Here is an 18,445-nt window from a genome sequence, read left to right on the forward strand (position 1 = left end):
CCTTTTGAACTTAAACAAACGTGGTTAACTCTTACCAGTGGAAGTGACCCGTGCGATGCAGATCGTAGTGCCCTGGCGTGTAGTGGTAATGATTGCCATGACGCTGATATCCACCAGGATGGTAGTGGTAGTGGCTCGTATTGTGCCAGGTCGGCGTATACCAACTCGAGTTCCAACCGTGCGAGTAACCTGGGCCATGATTTCCAGAATGTCCGTGGTAGTGACCAGCGGAAACGGTGGAACTGGAAACCAACAACAACACGCAGGCGACAAATGCGGACAATTTCATCAGGATCGAGCGAGACATGAACGAACTCCTTCTTTAGCGAAATCCAAAACCTGGATCACGTCCCCCATAGATCGGATCCATTCGGTTCACTGAGCTAAACGCATTCTTTTCGGCCGGCGGACAAAATTCAGTTCGCTTTTTCTCATGCAGTCCGAAACGCTACCGGTAAAATCGATTGGTTCGCGAGAGAAAGCATAAAATTGCTGAAGAACGGGATTTCGCTAACACGAGTGTTATTCCCCAAGTACGGATTGTTCCGAACTGGTGACATACTGCCTTCTCCCCTCAACGCATGAGCCTCGACATGGGCTTTGCTATCGACTCTATGTCAACCGACTGCAAATTTACGCCAGTATCTTTCCCGGGGATCGCAAATTCGTTGTTAGCGTCCTACGCCAGAATACAATACACCACTAAGTACCTGTGATCGAAACGATCCACCCTAGAACCCATCCAAAACCCAGCCAGACAAAGGAGGCATAGGCCAGTCCCGTAAGAAGGCGTTCTGACCAGCTTGTCCGTCCTGACTCGTCACGGTGCTGGTGATCAGACTGCTCTTTGGGAGTGTTCTTCAGCCAGAGAAGCAGTCCACTTATGGCCAGGAAAATGAGATTCAGAAAAAATGTATAGTCGATCTTAAAGCGTTCCGAAGGCGATTTCTGCTCGGCCGATTGGGCTGTTTCCGGCAAGAGATCGAACGCTGCAAATCCATAGTGCAGGAGAAGGGAAGACGCGACCAAGGCGATTAGCAGCACGACGAGAATGTACAGGGCCATCTTCCAGCCGAAGTATTGCGAGTTGATGCGGAGGACGGGAAACACGACCAGATCGCTGAAGATGAATGCCATAATGCCGCCAAAGCTAACTCCGTTGGCCAACAGGAGTGTCGCCAGCGGTATGTTGCCCATCGAGCCGATGAAAGTAAAGAAAGCGGCAACCGGTCCGACCAAGGTTTGCAGCAACACTTGCAGAAACGAAGGATCGGAGTCGCCGCCGGCTCCGGCGAATAGCGTCGTGAAAAAGGCGTTGGGTACAAATGCGGAGATGATGCCGGCGATGGTGAAGCCGAACGTGACATCTCGCCAGACCATTCCCCACTCCATGAAATACTGCTTGGCAACCCGTTTCCACCCTTCGCGGCTGGTAAATAGTTCTCGCCAGTTGGGAACTTCCCGACTTTCTTCTTCCTCTTCGACATGGTCCCTTGCTTCGTCTTCGAGCGATTTAGGAAGCGTCAGCTTGACGACGAGCCACATCACGAGAATGAGCAATAGTCCGCCGACGTACTCACCGACGACAAATTGCCAGCTCAGAAAGACGGCAATGATAATCCCGAGCTCAATCACGAGATTCGTCGATGCCAACATAAACGCCAGCGAAGGAACCAGGCCTGCCCCTTTTTTGAACAAAGACTTCGTAGTGGAGAGTGCCGCGAAACTGCAGGAGCTGGAGATGAAACCGAAAAAGGTCGCCAAGGCTACCGACTTCGGACCTGCTTGCCCCATGGTTTGCTTCATCCGCTCTTTGGTAACGAAAACTTGGATACAGCTACTAATGACGTAACCCAGACCGAAAGCCCAGAACGCCATCCAGAAGAAACCCAGGGACGTTAAAGCGGCTTCGTTCCATTGGTTGAGAAATTGATCCATGGGATCGATGGCTCCTTTCGCTGCTTAATTGTCTTCGGTCCCGGCCCAGTGACGATCATGCATGCCGAGATTCATTTTGAACTCCTTGAAGCCTGCAAAGACGACCGGCACCACGAACAGCGTCAGCAGCTCCACGGTCATGCCCCCCACGACTGGCCAGGCCATCGCTTTGGCGACATCGCTGCCACGCCCTGTCGACAGGAAGACCGGCACCAGAGCAATGATTGTCGTGAAGGTGGTCATCAAGCAGGGACGGATCCGTTTCATGCCGGCCTCGACCGTCGCGTTGCGGATGTCGGCAATCGTCTCTAAACGCTTTCGCGTAAAGACCTGATCGAGGTAGGTGGCCATGACCACGCCGTCGTCGACCGCAATTCCAAACAGGGCGATGAAACCCACCCAGACCGCCGTGTTGATCTCCACGGAGTTGATTGCCAAGCAAATCATGCCCCCAGCGAATGCAACTGGGATGCCAGCGAACACGGCCAACGTGATCGGGAGATGGCGAAATTGCAGGTAAATGATGAACAGGTTGACCAGAATGACGAGGGGAATCACCCACATCAAGCGTTGGTTGGCTTCGATCTGGTTCTGAAACGATCCTACCGGCTTCAATGCATACCCGGCCGGAAGGGAAAGTGTTCCGTTCTGTTGCGCTTCACGTAAGCTCTGCTCGACGGAGTCGACCGTTTCCAGATCGCCCAATGATCCTGCCGGAGAGAACGAAACGTGCGCTACCAAGCGTGCATCTTCGCTATTGATCACGCCTGGCCCCCAGGTGGTGTTCATCTTGGCCAGATTGGCCAGTGGAATGACTTCGCCGGATTGGGTGACGACAGGAAGTTCGTCCAACGCATACAGTTGCTCTCGGAGTTGCCGTTCGTACCGCACGCGAATTGGATAGCGTTCTCTCCCTTCGACCGTCTTGGTGACATTGGCACCCCCCAGGGCCGTTTCAATCACTTGATTCACCATCGCCGTGGACATGCCATAACGGGCCGCTGTATCCCGATCGACATCGAACTCGACGTAGGGTTTGCCGAGCACGATATCGGGATTGACGGTCGCCGCGTTGATCTGTGGCAGCGTTTTCAGGAAGTCAGCGACCTGAATGGATGCGTTGGCGAGTCCATCAAGGCTGTCGCCGTAGATCCGAATAGCCATCGAGGCTTTGATGCCGCTTTGCAGCATCACAACACGTCCCTCAATCGGTTGAAGCGGCGACGCTGGCGTGACGCCGGGTAGGGTTGCAACCGCGTTGATTTGTTCCCAAATGTCCTGGGTGGAAATTCCCTCTCGCCACTGATCGACTGGCTTGAGCATTACGTACGTTTCGATCATGGCCGCGGGCGCAGGGTCCAGGGCGGACTCCACTCGGCCAATTTTCCCAAGAACGTTTTGCACCTCGGGAATTTCTTTGATCAACGCATCTTGGGTCTGAAGCACTTCCATTGCCTGCGAGAAGCTGGCCGCTGGGTAAAGCGTGGGCATGTAGAACCAGCTTCCTTCATCCAGGGCGATCCAGTCGTCTGATTCAAGGCCAGGCAGCGTATGCTTCAGATCGACATATCCCGGTACCCCGTTCAGATTAGTACCCAGGTAGCTGCTTGCGGTTTCCGCGGGACGCAGGATTGTGGGAAGTCCGAGCCAAGCACCAAGTCCCAAAAGAATCATCATCGCCGGCAGTGCCAGGAACGCACCCTTTCGCGCCAGGAACAACCGCAGTAACGGTTCATACACCCATAGGATAATCCGGCTGACAGGGTTTTCATCGACAGGCCGCAGTCTCTCGCCGAGCGTCCAATACCCAACGATACCCAGGAGCAGGCCTGCCGATATCACGGATATCCAAGTTGGGATGTTGAGCAGGTCCTGAAGCGTGTCGCCGAACATGAACCCAAGCAGCATCCCGGTCAGGCCAAGGCCAATGGCGCCGATCCACCTTGTCCGGGTGCTCGAATGACTGGAACGTAGCAGGACTCGGCTTAAGAACGGCACAAGTGTCACGGCGACAATCAATGCGGCCACCAATGCGAATGTCTTCGTCCAGGCCAGGGGCGCGAAGAGCTTGTAGTCGCGTCCCGTGAGCATGAATACCGGTAGGAAGCTCACGACTGTCGTCATCACCGCTGTGACGACTGCTGGGGCCACCTCGCCGGCAGCTTTGTTAATGACACGAAGCCTTTCGGAACTGCCGCCGGGCCGACCGTCGCGTTCCCAGTCGGCCAGTTGGTCGTAGATGCTCTCGGAGACGATGATTCCCATGTCGACCATGGTGCCGATCGCAATGGCAATTCCCGCAAGTGACATGATATTCGCATCGACACCAAAAACATGCATGCCGATAAACGCTAACAGTACCGCAACCGGTAGCGATACGGCCACCACGATACTTGCCCGAAAGTGGAGCAAGAAAAGAAGAATCACCGCACCTGTGATAAGAATCTCTTGAAACAGGGCGGATGTGAGTGTGGCGATGGTCTCATCAATCAGGCCGGTTCGGTCATAAACAATGTTCACCTTCACGCCGTTGAGGCTAGGCTCGATCTGCTTGATCTTTGCTTTGACCCGGTCGATGACCGCGCGCGGGTTCTCGCCGAATCGCATCACGACGACACCCCCGACCGCTTCGGTACCGTTAAGGTCGATCGCGCCGCGGCGAAATTCTGGACCTAACTGTACGCGTCCAAGGTCACGCACGCGGAGGGGAATACCATCTTGCGAGCGGACGACGGTCTTCTCGATGTCCTCGACGGCTTGACTGGTATCTTGATTGGCGCCAATGAAGCCCTTTCCACGAATAATGAACTCCATGCCGCCTGACTCGATGGTTTTCGCACCGACATCGATGTTCGATTTACGAACCGCTTCAACCAACTGATCGAGCGGAACGTTGTGAAAGCGGAGCCGGTCCGGGTCGATTTCAATTTGGTACTGACGAACATATCCACCCACGCTGGCAACTTCACTGACTCCAGGCACCGACTGTAGCTCGTATTTCACGACGAAGTCCTGCAGGCTGCGCAACTCGGCAAGGTTCGTTCCTTCTGGAGAATCGAGCGTGTAATACAGAACCTGTCCCAGCCCGGTGGCATCTGGGCCAAGCGTCGGGACGACACCTTCCGGCAGCATCGCCCCAGCCGTGCCGAGTTGCTCCAGGACACGTGAACGAGCCCAGTAGAAATCGGTACTGTCTTTGAAGGTGACCTGGACGAAGCTGTAACCAAAAAGGCTTTTTCCGCGAACCGATTCAGCATCGGGAACCGCCAGTAAGGCAACCGAGAGGGGGTAGGTGATCTGGTCTTCGATGTCTTTAGGGGAACGACCGGGCCAGGCCGTAAAGACGATGACCTGGTTTTCGCCGATGTTAGGAATGGCGTCGATCGGCACCTGCTGGGCAGAGTACCATCCGAAGCCGATGGTCACGAACAACAGAATCACCATGATCAAGCGTTCGCGAACGCAAAAGGAGATGATGTGGCTCAACATCTTATTGCTCCTCTCCGCTGGTGGGCTCGTGCTGATGTGCTTCATGCGGTGTCATGTTCGATATCATCACCGGCGGAATCGTGCGGACGTGCTCGCCGCAGCGAAGCATTTCGCTTCCATAGTAAGGATTTAGCAATCGGTCGTTGGCTTGTAGCCAGTCTCCCTCACCTTCTTTGACCATGGGGCAGAAGAACTGGTGGAACTCTTGTTTCGCCTGGGAACCTCGGATGGATGTCGCGAGTTGTAAGACGGCATGGCTGATCGGTTTGAACTGCTTACGGGCATCGTCGATCGATTGATGATGTAGATGCTGAGAACGATCCGCAATCGTTTGCAGTCGCTCGCGTGTCTTGTCATCAAGCTGCGCGGAAGTGGCTAATTGCATGGCGGCGTTGTAAAGGGTTAACGCGGCACCTGGCGACGGCTTTTTGTCCGAAGCGAGTTGGCTCTGGATGGTGAAGTAGGCTTGGTAGGCGGCCTCTAGAGTGACCCCTTCCTGCCCTTCGATGGGCGAAATGTCGATGGAGTCGAATTCCATCGGAGTATTGCGGTTTCCCTCTTTCTCATAGCGAGTCGGGTCGATCAGACTCGGCTTGCCTGCCAATTGCATTTGGGAATCGATCAGGAAGTTACCGGAAGTGGCGACCTGTTCGCCTGGCTTCACTCCTTCCAGGATGACGGCCTTGTCTCTTAGGATCGGACCGATCTTCACCGTACGAATCTCGAACCGTCCTGGCTCGGTCTCCACGTAGACCACGCTATTGTCTCCTGCCATCAAGAGGGCAGAGCGTGGAACAACGACCGATGCCGTCCGCTCGACCGGCTGCTCGGTGTATCCGTAGCGAGATGTGGGAACGAGGTCCATGCCGCAGATAGGACAGGTGCCCGGTTGGTCTTGAATGATTTGTGGATGCATAGGACTGATCCACTTGCCGGCGAGTTGTTCGTCGTAAATCTCTCCTTGCGGACCGATGGGGATCTCGATCTTGGCGACGGCATAGTCGCCTGGTCGTAGTTGACCTTGATCATTCTTGAATTCAACCCGAACACCGACCGTGCGGTTCTTCTTGTCGACGCGAGGATCAACAAACGCAACGCGGCCGATAAGAGTCTCGCCGGGACGAGAAGTCAGCTCGGCTTTGACCACTTGTCCAAAGCGAACACGTGACGCATCCTCAGGATAGAGTTCCAGCATGAGCCAAACGGTCGACAGATTGGCGATCCGGTAGATCGGTTCGCCGGAAGAAATATACTTCCCTTCTTCCGCGAGTTTTTCGATGACAGTACCACCCATGGGGGCGTAAATCGTTAGCCGCGACTCCGCTTTACTGGAGGTCTCAAGTTGATCGAGCTGTGCGGTCGTCATGCCCAGTTCCACAAGTTTCTGCCGCGAGCTTTCAAGTAGCTTTTGCTGGGCTTCACGGATCGATGCCAGGGAGGTGTTTTCCGTGCGTTGGACACTACTTCGAGCTTCGAGAAACTCGGCCTGGGCTGCATAAAGCTGTGGACTATAGACCACGGCCAAGTGGTCCCCTTTCGCGACGACGACCCCCGTATAATCCGCGAAGAGTCGTTCGACGCGTCCATCGATATACGCGGCGATGGTTGCTTGTCGACTCTCGTCGATCTCAATCGATCCAATCGTTTCCAGCGTGACTGAGACGGGCTCAGACGTCACTGCGGCCGTCTTGATTTGGGCGAGGCGTCGCTGAGCAGGTTCGATCGTGATGGCGAACTGATCGAGATCGGCGCTGCCTGACGATGCCGGCACTAAGGCCATCCCACAAATAGGACAGCGCCCCGGACCGGGCTGACGAATCTGAGGATGCATCGGGCACGTGTAGATCTGCTGACTATCACCGCTCGCTCCAGCGGATGGGGAGGCGTCGCCAGCACCAATCCAACCGATGCGTTGGGCGAGCCCCAAGAGGACAATAAGTAAGACCCCAGCGATGAGGAACGTTCCGATCGGAGCTAAACGCGACATCCACCAGCGGATCGAGTGGGACCGAGGTTGTGGGGGATCAGGTGAGTTCGCCATGATCAAATCCAATCGGCAAGGGGGAAGCAAGGGAGAGCGGCTGGACCGGAACAAGTCGCCAGCATTGGACCGCGCCAGGAACTGCCCCAGCCAGCCGCTCGTATTCACGTAGTTAAGCCTTGGTTAAACAACGTTACGAATGCTGGTGATCATGGTCACCATGGTCGTGGGCACCAGGATTGGGGTGCTCATCTGCTTCCGCAAGCTTGGTTGCCTTGTCTTCTTCCGAAAGAGCTTCCCACTTGGGCTTGCAGCCGGGGCAGCAAAACCCAACGGCCTTGCCGTTCCACTCGGCACGCCCGCCGTCGGCCGCGACTTTGCCACCCATGATGGGGCAGTACTGGTTCACGGTTTGGGCCGTGTCAGGGGTGTCTCCGGAGGATTGATTGCAGCCCAAGAGCAAAACGGTCGCGCAAAGCGACAACAATAGATAACGCATGGTTATTTCCTACGTTGGTGAATCGTGTTTGAGATCGCCCAGTTAGGGCGAAGTAGCAGACGTATCGGAGGATCGCTCCGAGCAAAGAATCGACGCCGTGGTCGTTACGTCAGCCAAACACAGAGAACCGTCTGCTTCTCAGCCGCTAAGGCCAATGCAGGACGGTCGGTCTTAGGAAAAAGGGTCGTTCGACAGCAGACGGCTTCGTACTCGCAAGTCACGGTCGCCAAGTGCAGGTCAGCCAGGTCATGAAACTCCAACGTCGACGAGACCGGCAGAGGCTGTTCTTGGACGGGACTTGAAAGATGGCAACTGCACCCTGTTGAGGTGTGAACCCCGTCATCACGCGACGGATCAGGATCTGGAGTCGAGGAAGAGCCGGATCGGCAGTGGGAGCAACTCGACGGTACCCCGTCTTTCGTCCGTGGATTATGGCAACAACACTGCGTCAGACAGGCCGATGCCGATGTCATCGAACAGCGACACTGGCCAGCGTGAGCGAAACAGACCGACTGCGTCAGCATCATCAATGCTGCGAAAAAGACGGCCAAATTGCTCACAAATGAGATCACTTCGGTTTCCTCTAGCCCAGTGGGGATATTCAAAGTCTAGGCTGCACTTCAACTTGCGTCAACGTCTAAGTCCCGCTGGGAATCGTGATTGACTCGGCCTGCAAGGTTTAGCTTGACTCCGTACCATAGTACAGGGTCGATAATGCGTGTAAGGAGTTTTTGCTATGCCTCGATTTACGATCGGAAGACTTGCCAAGGCGTCGGGCGTCGGTGTCGAAACCATTCGCTTTTATGAAAAGCGAGGCTTGATCGCGCGGCCCAAGGCATTAGGTACCTATCGTGAATATTCACCAGAGACGGTCGAGCGGATCCATTTCATCAAACGTGCCCAGGAATTGGGATTCACGTTGGCTGAGATTCTGGAGTTGTTGAGCTTTGCCGACACTCCCCAAGCGGACCGGAAGGCGGCTAAGCAGTTCGCTACTCAGAAGGTAGAAGAGATTCGCGAGAAGATTACGGACTTACAAAGAATGCAAGAGTCACTTGGGCACCTGGTCGAGCAGTGCTCTGGGCATGGTCCGATGGAAGGGTGTCCCATCATCGAGGCATTGGCAAATCGCAAACATCACCCACAGTCTTTGGAGTCGTAACCGATGGAAGTTGTTTATCAAAGCAATTTACGATGCGGAAGTTGCCTTAGCAAGCTGAAACCATACCTCGATGCAGAACCGACCATTCAACAATGGTCGTCCGATCTCGCCGATCCACGAAAACTCGTCCGAGTTCAACTGAATAGCATCGCGGAAAAGACTCGCGTGCTGGAGTTATTTCAGCAGGCAGGCTTCTCCGCACAGGAGATTGTCACCGAGAAACCAGATACAAAAGAAGCGTCGAAGTTCAAGCTGTCCACCTATCGTCCACTATTGTTAGTGGTGGCATACATCCTGGGAGTAACGCTATTTACTGAATTCGCCATTGGCCAGTTCGCGTGGATTCGCGCCATGAACCACTTTATGGGGTTCTTCTTTGTCGGGTTTGCCTTTTTCAAACTTTTGAACGTGACTGCTTTCGCGGAAGCGTTTCAAGCCTACGATGTCGTGGCCAAGCGATGGCACGGCTATGCAGTGGCCTACCCATTTGTGGAGCTGGGGCTAGGGATCTTGTATCTGTCCCAGGCGTTTCCGCTATTGGCCAACGGATTGACGATCGCGGTGATGGGTATCGGCCTGGTCGGAGTGATCGCAGCTGTTCGTAATCGAAAGCCCATTCAGTGTGCATGCCTGGGCACCGTGTTTAACTTGCCGATGTCCGTAGTGACAATTGTCGAGAATTCAGCAATGTTGCTCATGGCTGCCATAATGTTAAATCTGGCAACAAACCGCATATAGAAGTGGCTTGAATTGTCATTTCAATTGAGTTGTCCTTAGTCGCAGGGCATTTCCAATAACCGAAACCGAGCTAAAACTCATGGCCGCGGCGGCGATCATTGGGTTGAGCAGAAGATGTTCGGAGATTGGATACAAGATCCCAGCGGCTACGGGCACTCCGAGAGCGTTGTAAACAAGTGCGAAAAACAGATTCTGTCGAATATTGGTCATGGTGTGTCGACTAAGTTGAATGGCTCGGACAATCCCTCGTAGATCACCCTTTACGAGGGTCACTCCAGCCGATTCAATTGCCACATCCGTTCCTGTTCCCATGGCAATGCCGACATTCGCTTCTGCCAACGCGGGAGCGTCGTTGATCCCGTCACCTGCCATGGCCACAATACGACCTTGGGACTTAAGCGATTGAATTCGAGCATGTTTGTCCTCGGGGCGAACGCCAGCTTCAAAGGAGTCAATTCCTAGCTTCTCGGCAACATGTTTTGCTGTTTTCGCGTTGTCACCAGTCAGCATCATGACTTCAAGCCCTAACGCATGGAGCGTTCTCACGGCTTCTGGAGTAGATGCTTTGATGGGATCCGAGACAGCAATCAGGCCAGCGAACACCCCGTCGATGGCAACGAACATCACCGTGCTTCCCTGATGCTGCAATTCATTTGCTTCTCTATCCAATTGATCTAGGCCAGAAATGTTTTGCTCTTCTAAAAGAGAGCGTTTTCCTATGAGCACTTTTCGGCCACTAGCGGTACCATAAACGCCGCCACCAGTAATGGAGTTGAAGTCGGTTACTGGTACTAACTGCAAGTGCTTTTCCCGGGCGCCATTAGTCACAGAATGAGCAAGGGGATGTTCACTGTTTGTTTCAACGGAAGCTGCCAGCCGCAGCATTTCATCTTGGTCGATACTTTCGGCGGCTAAATAGCGAGTAAGCTTGGGCATTCCTTCGGTAAGTGTACCTGTCTTGTCGACCACAAGTGTGTCGACTTTTTCTAGGGTTTCTAAAACTTCAGCATCTTTTATAAGCACTCCTTCTTTCGCGCCACGGCCGACACCGACCATGATCGACATAGGAGTCGCCAATCCTAAGGCACAAGGGCAGGCGATAATCAATACGGCTACCGCATTGACCAGTGCCCACGAAAGAGCTGGTTGTTTAGGTTGAAAGGTGGCCCAAACAACGAACGTGAGAATCGCGATCAGCACCACCGCTGGCACAAAATAGCCTGCCACGCTATCCGCAATTTTCTGAATCGGGGCCCGACTTCGCTGAGCACTGGCAACCATCTCGACGATTTGGGCAAGCATGGTATCTCCGCCAACGTTTTCCGCTTCCATCAGGAATGAGCCTGTTTGATTGACCGTTCCTCCGATGACAGAGTCCCCTTGTGTTTTCTTCACCGCGATAGGTTCTCCGGTGATCATCGACTCATCAACTGAACTGCTTCCCTCTCGCAAGCGGCCGTCGACAGGGACCTTTTCCCCAGGCCTAACGCGAATTAAATCGCCGGAGTGGACGTCGTCCAAGGAGACCTCAGTCTCCTGCCCATCACGAACGACTCGGGCCGTTGGAGGTGCAAGCGATAACAACTCTTTGATGGCACCACTTGTTCGTCGACGTGCCCGAAGTTCGAGAACTTGTCCCAAAAGTACGAGGGTAATAATGACTGCAGCAGCTTCAAAATAAAGTTCTACCTGTCCCTGGTGTTTGAAGTCATCTGGAATGAGATGGGGAAATAAGACTGCGAAAAGGCTGTAAAAATAGGCCGCACCAGTACCTATGGCAATTAGCGTGAACATATTGAGGTACCAGGTGACGATTGAACGCCATCCTCGGACAAAGAACGGCCACCCTGCCCAAAGGACGACTGGCGTACTCAATGCCAACTGAAACCAAGAGAAGGCGGACGCGCCCAACCATTTCTGAACAGGCACTCCAACCATAGGTAACATAGCCAGGAGAAGCACTGGAACTGCCAATACGGCTGCTACCCAGAAACGACGAGTCATATCGTTCAATTCTGAGTCATCCTCCTCTGACTCAAGAGTCGCAGATTTGGGTTCAAGCTCCATGCCACAAATTGGGCATTGGCCAGGATGATCCTGTTCGATCTGTGGATGCATCGGACAGGTGTAGATCATACTTTGGGTGACCTTGAGTGGCTGGACAGGCTCTAATGCCATCCCGCATTTTGGGCAATTGCCCGGCTCTTCGCTTTCGACGCCTTTGCACATAGGGCAGATGTACTTTGGCTTTTGTGATCGACTAAGCCGATGATGCTCATCGGACGGTTTGTGTAAATCATCCGATTGCGTGTCCGCTTCTTGCGAAGAAAACTTCTGTAGGCAATTCTCACTGCAAAAGTAGAACCTCTGGCCATCCTTTTCAGACGATAGAGCTGTCGCTTCATCGACCTTCATACCACATACTGGATCGATCGCCATTGTTCTACCCTTCGAGATGTTGCGTGTTTTACTACTAGATACGCGATGAACTATCCATTTCATTCGCTAGATGCCGTACTTCACCTCGCTAATCACAAGGATGTTGCGAGGTGAATTGTACGACTTAGGAATTTACTTCTGGCGAGCACGAAGTGATGCCAGGTAGAGTTCGTCGAGCTTCTTCAGATAAGCTTTTGGATCTTTGGCGATCTTCTCCGTGCACGGAGGACAACAGACATAGAAGATTTGACCTTCTACGATTGTCCATTTTGCCTTGGGCGACAGCTTGTTTTCCATCACGGGGCAAATACCTTGGGCCTCGGCGAAGTTGTTGTGAATGGTTGCCCAGTGTTCCGGTTTGACTTGTTGCTGCAAGCAACCTTTGCAGCACACGTAGATAAGCTCTTCACCGACTTTCACCTTAATCGGTGTTCCCATCGAACCAAGCTTTTGGCCGGAGATCGGGCAGATATCCTGCACCGCGATGTGGATCTTATCATGTTCCGACAGCTCTTGTGCCTGTGCGGAAACGGCTGACGAGGTAACCAGTAATACGGCGATCATGATTAACGTTTTCATCAAAGCTTTTCCTTTCTAACTAGCGACAATTTGCATACGACCGCAATCCGTTAGGCAGCCGTTGCATGAGGAGCCAATTCTTCGGACTCCTCTTCTTCCAAAGACATTTCAAGCAGCGAGTCACTGAGGCCCGCCCTCAACTTGAGTTCCAAATACCAGCAATAAATCGTGGGCACCACGAAGGTTGTAAAGGGTTCGATCATCATGCCACCGAAGACCGGTAAAGCCATTGCTTTGGCGACGTCTGCTCCTCGGCCTGTCGAAAGCAAGACAGGGATCAACGCAACGATCGTCGTGACCGTAGTCATTACGCAGGGACGAATGCGTTTGAGGCCAGCCTGGTAAATCTCTTCGCGCAGATCCTCGACGCTAGTAATCGTGCGTCGTTTCAAACGGTCGTGAATGTAGCTGGCCATCACGATACCGTCGTCCGCGGCGAGGCCTGCCAGGGCAATGAAGCCTACCCACACGGCGGTGTTCAGTTCGACATTCATGACCGCGAGCGCAATCATCCCTCCAGCGCAGGCAATGGGAATCCCGGAAAACACCACCAGCGAGATCGGCAGATTGCGAAAGTGCAGGTAATGCAGCAGCAAGTTAATCAGAAACACCGCCGGAATGATCCACATCAGGCGATAATTGGCCTCGATCTGATTCTGAAAGGAGCCCACTGCCTGGAGTTCAAAGTTGCCATCGGGAAACACTAGCTTCCCCGATTCACGGGCATCGCGTAGTGAATGCATGACCGAATCGACCGTTTCCAGGTCGCCTGCGACGCCGGAAGGGGTAAACATGACGTGGGCAACCAGACGCGAGTCTTCGCTATTGATCATGCCAGGTCCCCACGTGGTGGAAACTTTCGCTAATCTTTCCAGCGGAACTACGTCTTTTGTTTGCGTTACGATCGATGTCCTGGGAAGTTCGCCCATGTTCTCGCGGACTTCTCGATTGAAGCGGACTTGAATCGGATATCGTTCTCGCCCTTCGACGGTGGTCGTCACGTCGAGCCCACCCAGTCCAGCCGCGACGATCTGATTGACCATCATCGTGGTCATCCCGTAACGGGCAGCTTCTTCACGATCGACCTCAAACTCGTAATAAGGTTTCCCCATGACGATGTCGGGATTGACCGTGCCTGCGTTCACGAGGTGATGTTTCTTCAACTCTTCGGCAACGGCCACCGATGCTTCAGACAGCCCTTCTAGGGAATCCCCGTAGATACGAACGGCCATCGATGCTTTGATGCCGGATTGCAGCATCACGATACGGCCTTCAATGGGCTGCAGTGGTGAAGCTGGCGTAACGCCAGGAAGCGTTGCGGCCTCGTTGATTTGATCCCAGATCTCGCGTTCTGTGATTCCTTCGCGCCATTGGCTACGTGGTTTCAGCATGACGTAGGTTTCAATCATCGCGGCAGGAGCTGGATCGAGAGCAGATTCGACGCGACCAATTTTTCCCATCACGTGGGCAACTTCCGGAATCTCTTTGATCAGGACATCTTGCGATTGCAGAATCTCCATGACCTGATTGAATCCGGCCGCAGGATACAAGCTGGGCATGTAGAACCAGCTTCCTTCGTCCAAGGCGATCCAGTCGTCGGACTTGAGGCCTTGGAAGGTGTGCTTCGCATCGACGTATCCGGGAACCTCATTGAGGTCCGCACCGACGAGTGATACCAACTTTTCAAACGGACGAAGTACGGTCGGCAGTCCAATCCAGGCACCAAGGCCCAGAATGAAAATCACCAGCGGAAAAAGCAGCATAACTCCCTTGTGATGAAGGGCCATTCGCAAACGTCCGGCGTACAGAAATATCACGAATCGGCTGGCAGGGTTGTCTTCCATGGGCCGCAGTTGTTCACGGCTCATCCACCAGCCAATCGCCGCACCAGTTAGCCCTAGTGCGATCGTGACGAGCATACTCGGTACACCAAGGAGTTCAGCCAGATGCTCACTCCATAGAAGTTGACCGAGAAGCATGCTGATACCGGCCAACCCTATCGCAGCTGTCATAGACCGCCAGGTGAGCTTGGGAGCATTGTGCAAAAAGATTCGGGCAAGTACCGGGACGACCGTCACGGCGACAATCAAGCTGGCTGCCAAAGCGAACGTTTTCGTCCAGGCCAACGGAGCAAACAGCTTGTAGTCTCTGCCGGTGAGAAAGAAGACGGGCAGAAAGCTCACGATCGTCGTACTGACGGCCGTAAGAACTGCCGGTATGACCTCGCTGGCCGATTCCTGTATGACGCGTAATCGTTGACGTGGTCCGCCTGGGGCTCCCTTCGCTTCCCATTCGGCAAGGGCATCGTAGATGTTTTCCAAGACGATAATCCCCATGTCGACCATTGTGCCGATCGCGATCGCAATTCCCGCGAGCGACATGATATTTGCATCGACGTGAAACCACTTCATCGCCGCGAAGGACATGAGCACAGCCATTGGCAAGGTAATCGCAATGATCAGGCTCGACCGGACGTTGAGTAGAAAAAGAACCACCACGGCAATCGTGATGAGAATTTCATGACTCAATGCGTCGGTGAGCGTAGCAACTGTTTCATCAATCAGTTGCGTACGATCGTAGATGCCGAGGATTTTGATTCCGCCCAGTTCGCTTTCCAAGGAAGCGATCTTCGATTTGATGCGCTGAATAACTTCGCGAGGATTCTCGCCGTAACGCATGACGACGACGCCACCCACGGTCTCACGGCCGTTCAGGTCGATAGCACCTCGCCGAAAGGAAGGGCCTACCTGAACTTGAGCAAGATCGCGAACGCGGACCGGTATCCCGTCGCGAGTCTGAATAACGGTATTCTCGATTTGCTCAATCGTTTCCGGCTCAGTCTTGCCGGCACCGATGAATCCACGTCCGCGGACAATGAACTCCATCCCAGACGTCTCGACCGTCTTTGCACCGACATCGATATTCGAGGCCTTCACCGCGTCGATAACGAGGCTCAAAGGAATGTCATGGAAACGCAATTGGTCGGGATCAACTTCAACCTGGTACTGCTTGAGGTAGCCACCGATCGAGGCAACTTCCGCGACACCATCGACCGACTGCAACGCGTATTTCAGGAAGAAGTCTTGCTTGGAACGTAGCTCGGCCAAGTCCATTTCGGGTGGACCTTCCAGCACGTAGTAGTAGATTTGCCCCAATGCGGTCGCGTCCGGTCCGAGGCTCGGAGTCACGCCTTCAGGCAGTTGATTGCCGAGGGCCGTAAGCTGTTCGGCGACACGCGATCGAGCCCAGTAGAAATCGACGCCATCGTCGAACGTCACCTGGACAAAGCTGAAGCCAAACATGCTTTTTCCGCGGACACTTTTCGATCCTGGCACGGCTTGCAGCCCGATCGATAGCGGGTAGGTAATTTGGTCTTCGATGTCCTTGGGGGACCGTCCTGGCCATTCGGTCAGGACAATGACCTGGTTCTCGCCAACGTTGGGAATCGCATCGAGGGGAACCTTGTAGGTGCAGTACCAGCCAAAGGCGGCCAGGGACACCGCGGTCAGTAAAACGAGTAAACGTTCTTTCAGGCAGAATTGAAGGAGACTTTGAATCATCGGACGACCTCCACGGGCTGAATTACAGGGGTCGCGATCGATGGAGTTGTCGGCCCATCGCTTTCAACAGGAACGGCTACCGTGTTAGGTGGTAGTTCAGGAACAAGGGGAATCTCTTGAATGGGGCCGATCGGCGGCAAGTCAGGTGCGCTCTCTGATTGGGTTCCGCTATCTTTGTTGTCGAGGACCGCGAGATACTTCTCAGGCTCTTTCATCAGTGAACCGCGACATCCCTCGCAGCATAGGAACACCGTACGGCCGTTTACTTCGGCCTTAGGTGGTGTGCCCATCGAACCCAAGGCCATCTCGGTAACTGGGCAAATCTGCTGGGCGCTGGCCAACGTCATTTCTTCCGGCGGCAACTTTTCGAGAGCAGCCAGCATCTCAGGTGACAATTCTTCAGCTTCCGGAGCGACATACTTCTCTGGGTTGATCAGGGAAGGGTTCCCTGCGAGCTGCATCTGAGAATCGATTAGGAAGTTTCCCTTGATGGCTACCTTCTCGCCAGGGTTGATCCCATCGTGGATCGCAATCTGGTCTCCACTTTGATGACCTAAAACGACTCGCCGAATCTCAAATCGTCCTGGCTCTGTTTCCACGTAGACAACGCTATGTTTACCAGCCATCAAAACCGCACTTCGAGGCACGGATACGGATTGGGTTTCATCTTGCGGTTGGTCAGCAAACCCAAAATGGGATGCATGGACGAGTTCGAGATTGCTGATGGGGCACTTGCCAGGCTGGTCGAAGATTTGATTCGGAAACCGTGGGCTGATCCACTTGTTGGCCAACTGCTGATCGTATCTGCGCAACTGTGGACCGGCTGCCGCGGGAATGCGAAGAAAGGCTGTCGCGAAGTCGCCAACTTTGAGAAGGCCTTCTTCATTCGGTAGGGCGACACGAACGCCGATCGTCCGCGTACGTTCGTTGACATTTGGATCAATAAACGCCACCCTTCCCGTGAACTTCTTTCCTGGGTGGGATTGAACCTCGGCTTCGACCTTCTCACCGTATCCGATGCAGGCAGCGTCTTCAGGGAAGAGTTCGAGCATAAGCCATACTGTGGAAAGGTCCGCCAGTTGGTAAATCGGATCGCTGGCCTTCACGTATTGGCCTTCGACCGCCATCTTCTGGATGACCGTACCACTCATTGGGGAATTTAGATGCAACCGGCTATCTGCCTTGCCATTACCTTCCAAGTCAGTAATTTGAGCTTCCGTCATTCCCAATTCGATCAGCTGTTGTCGCGCGTTCTCGAAAAGGTTTCGATTGGCACTTGCAACGCTCGGCAATACTCCGGGAGATGCTTGTACAACGGATTTTTTGGCCAGTAAGTATTCGACCTGTGCCGAATACAGGTCCGGCGAATAGAGCAACGCCAGCGGCTCGCCTTGCTCGACGACAACGCCGGTGAAGTCTGCGTAAAGGCGATCCAATCGTCCGCCCACATACGCAGAGATGGTCTTGAGCGAGGCTTCGTCATATTTCAGCTTGCCAATTGCACGGACGTTCCGCGTCATGGGCTGCATGGTGGCTTCGGTCGTCTGAATGTTAGCGATACGTCGAGCGGCCGACCCGATCTGAATCGAATGCGAGTCCCCGCCAGAACCACCTGACGACGCCACGACAAGTTCCATCGCACAAACGGGACAACGGCCTGGCTGCGACGACGGAGGCGTACACATCATTGGGCAGATGTATTCTGCCCCGGCCTGTGCCGAGGCAGAAGCTGCGTCTCCACCTATGGCGCCACTCGAGATCAGTCCAAATCGCTGCATAAGTCCCAGGCCCGCGAACAGTAACGTCCCGCAGACAAGGAAGATAACTGGCTTGATGAATAGTCCTACCAGCCACCGACGATCGAAGGCTTGTCTTGTTTCCTTCGGATTCTCGGGTGCCTGCTCAACGGGCTCTGGAGACTCACTCATGAGAAATGTCCTGTGTGGAATGATGAATGCGCGCAGTCGTGATGCGACATAGCTCACTGGTATGGACTCGATCATCAGCCGCAAAACGTCTTCCTGACGCAGGAGTACGCGGCCTTATACACGCGAAGTCGT

Annotated in this window: 12 protein-coding genes; 2 read left to right on the forward strand and 10 right to left on the reverse strand. The window is 54.0% G+C overall.

Annotated elements, in window-relative coordinates; translation table 11 throughout:
* Positions 1–31: 31 nt before the first annotated feature.
* The 6 genes from LA756_RS00330 to LA756_RS00355 all read right to left on the reverse strand — a co-directional run bounded on the left by LA756_RS00330 (position 32) and on the right by LA756_RS00355 (position 8,479).
* Complete coding sequence (locus LA756_RS00330; RefSeq protein ID WP_224437894.1) at positions 32–307, reverse strand: hypothetical protein; 276 nt, start codon at positions 305–307, stop codon at positions 32–34.
* Between the two features lie 395 nt (positions 308–702).
* Positions 703–1,938 (reverse strand): permease, encoded by a 1,236-nt coding sequence (locus LA756_RS00335; RefSeq protein WP_224437895.1) that lies wholly within the window; start codon positions 1,936–1,938, stop codon positions 703–705.
* Positions 1,939–1,962: 24 nt separating this feature from the next.
* On the reverse strand, positions 1,963–5,427 hold the full coding sequence (locus LA756_RS00340; RefSeq protein WP_224437896.1) for an efflux RND transporter permease subunit: 3,465 nt from the start codon (positions 5,425–5,427) through the stop codon (positions 1,963–1,965).
* 1 nt (position 5,428) lies between these two features.
* Positions 5,429–7,468 carry an efflux RND transporter periplasmic adaptor subunit gene (locus LA756_RS00345; protein WP_224437897.1) on the reverse strand — a complete coding sequence of 680 codons (2,040 nt, stop codon included), beginning with the start codon at positions 7,466–7,468 and terminating at the stop codon, positions 5,429–5,431.
* A gap of 133 nt (positions 7,469–7,601) precedes the next feature.
* The gene (locus LA756_RS00350; RefSeq protein ID WP_224437898.1) at positions 7,602–7,907 is read right to left on the reverse strand and encodes a hypothetical protein; all 306 of its coding nucleotides are present in this window, start codon (positions 7,905–7,907) and stop codon (positions 7,602–7,604) included.
* 104 nt (positions 7,908–8,011) lie between these two features.
* Positions 8,012–8,479: a hypothetical protein gene (locus LA756_RS00355; protein WP_224437899.1), complete on the reverse strand. Its 468-nt coding sequence runs from the start codon at positions 8,477–8,479 to the stop codon at positions 8,012–8,014.
* A gap of 164 nt (positions 8,480–8,643) precedes the next feature.
* Here LA756_RS00355 and LA756_RS00360 point away from each other — a divergent pair, with 164 nt between their 5' ends.
* Both LA756_RS00360 and LA756_RS00365 read left to right on the forward strand, forming a co-directional pair.
* Positions 8,644–9,069, forward strand: a complete 426-nt coding sequence (locus LA756_RS00360) for a MerR family DNA-binding protein (protein WP_224437900.1) — start codon at positions 8,644–8,646, stop codon at positions 9,067–9,069.
* 165 nt (positions 9,070–9,234) lie between these two features.
* Positions 9,235–9,807: a MauE/DoxX family redox-associated membrane protein gene (locus LA756_RS00365; RefSeq protein WP_224437901.1), complete on the forward strand. Its 573-nt coding sequence runs from the start codon at positions 9,235–9,237 to the stop codon at positions 9,805–9,807.
* A gap of 15 nt (positions 9,808–9,822) precedes the next feature.
* Here LA756_RS00365 and LA756_RS00370 read toward each other — a convergent pair whose 3' ends face one another.
* The 4 genes from LA756_RS00370 to LA756_RS00385 all read right to left on the reverse strand — a co-directional run bounded on the left by LA756_RS00370 (position 9,823) and on the right by LA756_RS00385 (position 18,313).
* Positions 9,823–12,246, reverse strand: a complete 2,424-nt coding sequence (locus LA756_RS00370) for a heavy metal translocating P-type ATPase (RefSeq protein ID WP_224437902.1) — start codon at positions 12,244–12,246, stop codon at positions 9,823–9,825.
* A 132-nt stretch (positions 12,247–12,378) separates the two neighbouring features.
* Positions 12,379–12,825 (reverse strand): hypothetical protein, encoded by a 447-nt coding sequence (locus tag LA756_RS00375; RefSeq protein WP_224437903.1) that lies wholly within the window; start codon positions 12,823–12,825, stop codon positions 12,379–12,381.
* Positions 12,826–12,875: 50 nt separating this feature from the next.
* Entirely contained in the window at positions 12,876–16,385 is a 3,510-nt protein-coding gene (locus LA756_RS00380; protein WP_224437904.1) for an efflux RND transporter permease subunit, read from the reverse strand.
* Positions 16,382–18,313: an efflux RND transporter periplasmic adaptor subunit gene (locus LA756_RS00385; RefSeq protein WP_224437905.1), complete on the reverse strand. Its 1,932-nt coding sequence runs from the start codon at positions 18,311–18,313 to the stop codon at positions 16,382–16,384. Before LA756_RS00385 ends, LA756_RS00380 begins: the two co-directional genes overlap by 4 nt.
* Between the last annotated feature and the right edge of the window lie 132 nt (positions 18,314–18,445).

Origin of the sequence: Bremerella sp. TYQ1, assembly GCF_020150455.1 — a bacterium.
GTDB lineage: Bacteria > Planctomycetota > Planctomycetia > Pirellulales > Pirellulaceae > Bremerella > Bremerella volcania_A.

Coding starts and splice junctions, on each gene's coding strand:
- LA756_RS00360 (WP_224437900.1), top strand. CDS start 8,644: ATGCCTCGATTTACGATCGGAAGACTTGCCAAGGCGTCGGGCGTCGGT.
- LA756_RS00380 (WP_224437904.1), bottom strand. CDS start 16,385: ATGATTCAAAGTCTCCTTCAATTCTGCCTGAAAGAACGTTTACTCGTT.
- LA756_RS00350 (WP_224437898.1), bottom strand. CDS start 7,907: ATGCGTTATCTATTGTTGTCGCTTTGCGCGACCGTTTTGCTCTTGGGC.
- LA756_RS00335 (WP_224437895.1), bottom strand. CDS start 1,938: ATGGATCAATTTCTCAACCAATGGAACGAAGCCGCTTTAACGTCCCTG.
- LA756_RS00330 (WP_224437894.1), bottom strand. CDS start 307: ATGTCTCGCTCGATCCTGATGAAATTGTCCGCATTTGTCGCCTGCGTG.
- LA756_RS00345 (WP_224437897.1), bottom strand. CDS start 7,468: ATGGCGAACTCACCTGATCCCCCACAACCTCGGTCCCACTCGATCCGC.
- LA756_RS00375 (WP_224437903.1), bottom strand. CDS start 12,825: ATGAAAACGTTAATCATGATCGCCGTATTACTGGTTACCTCGTCAGCC.
- LA756_RS00370 (WP_224437902.1), bottom strand. CDS start 12,246: ATGGCGATCGATCCAGTATGTGGTATGAAGGTCGATGAAGCGACAGCT.
- LA756_RS00385 (WP_224437905.1), bottom strand. CDS start 18,313: ATGAGTGAGTCTCCAGAGCCCGTTGAGCAGGCACCCGAGAATCCGAAG.
- LA756_RS00340 (WP_224437896.1), bottom strand. CDS start 5,427: ATGTTGAGCCACATCATCTCCTTTTGCGTTCGCGAACGCTTGATCATG.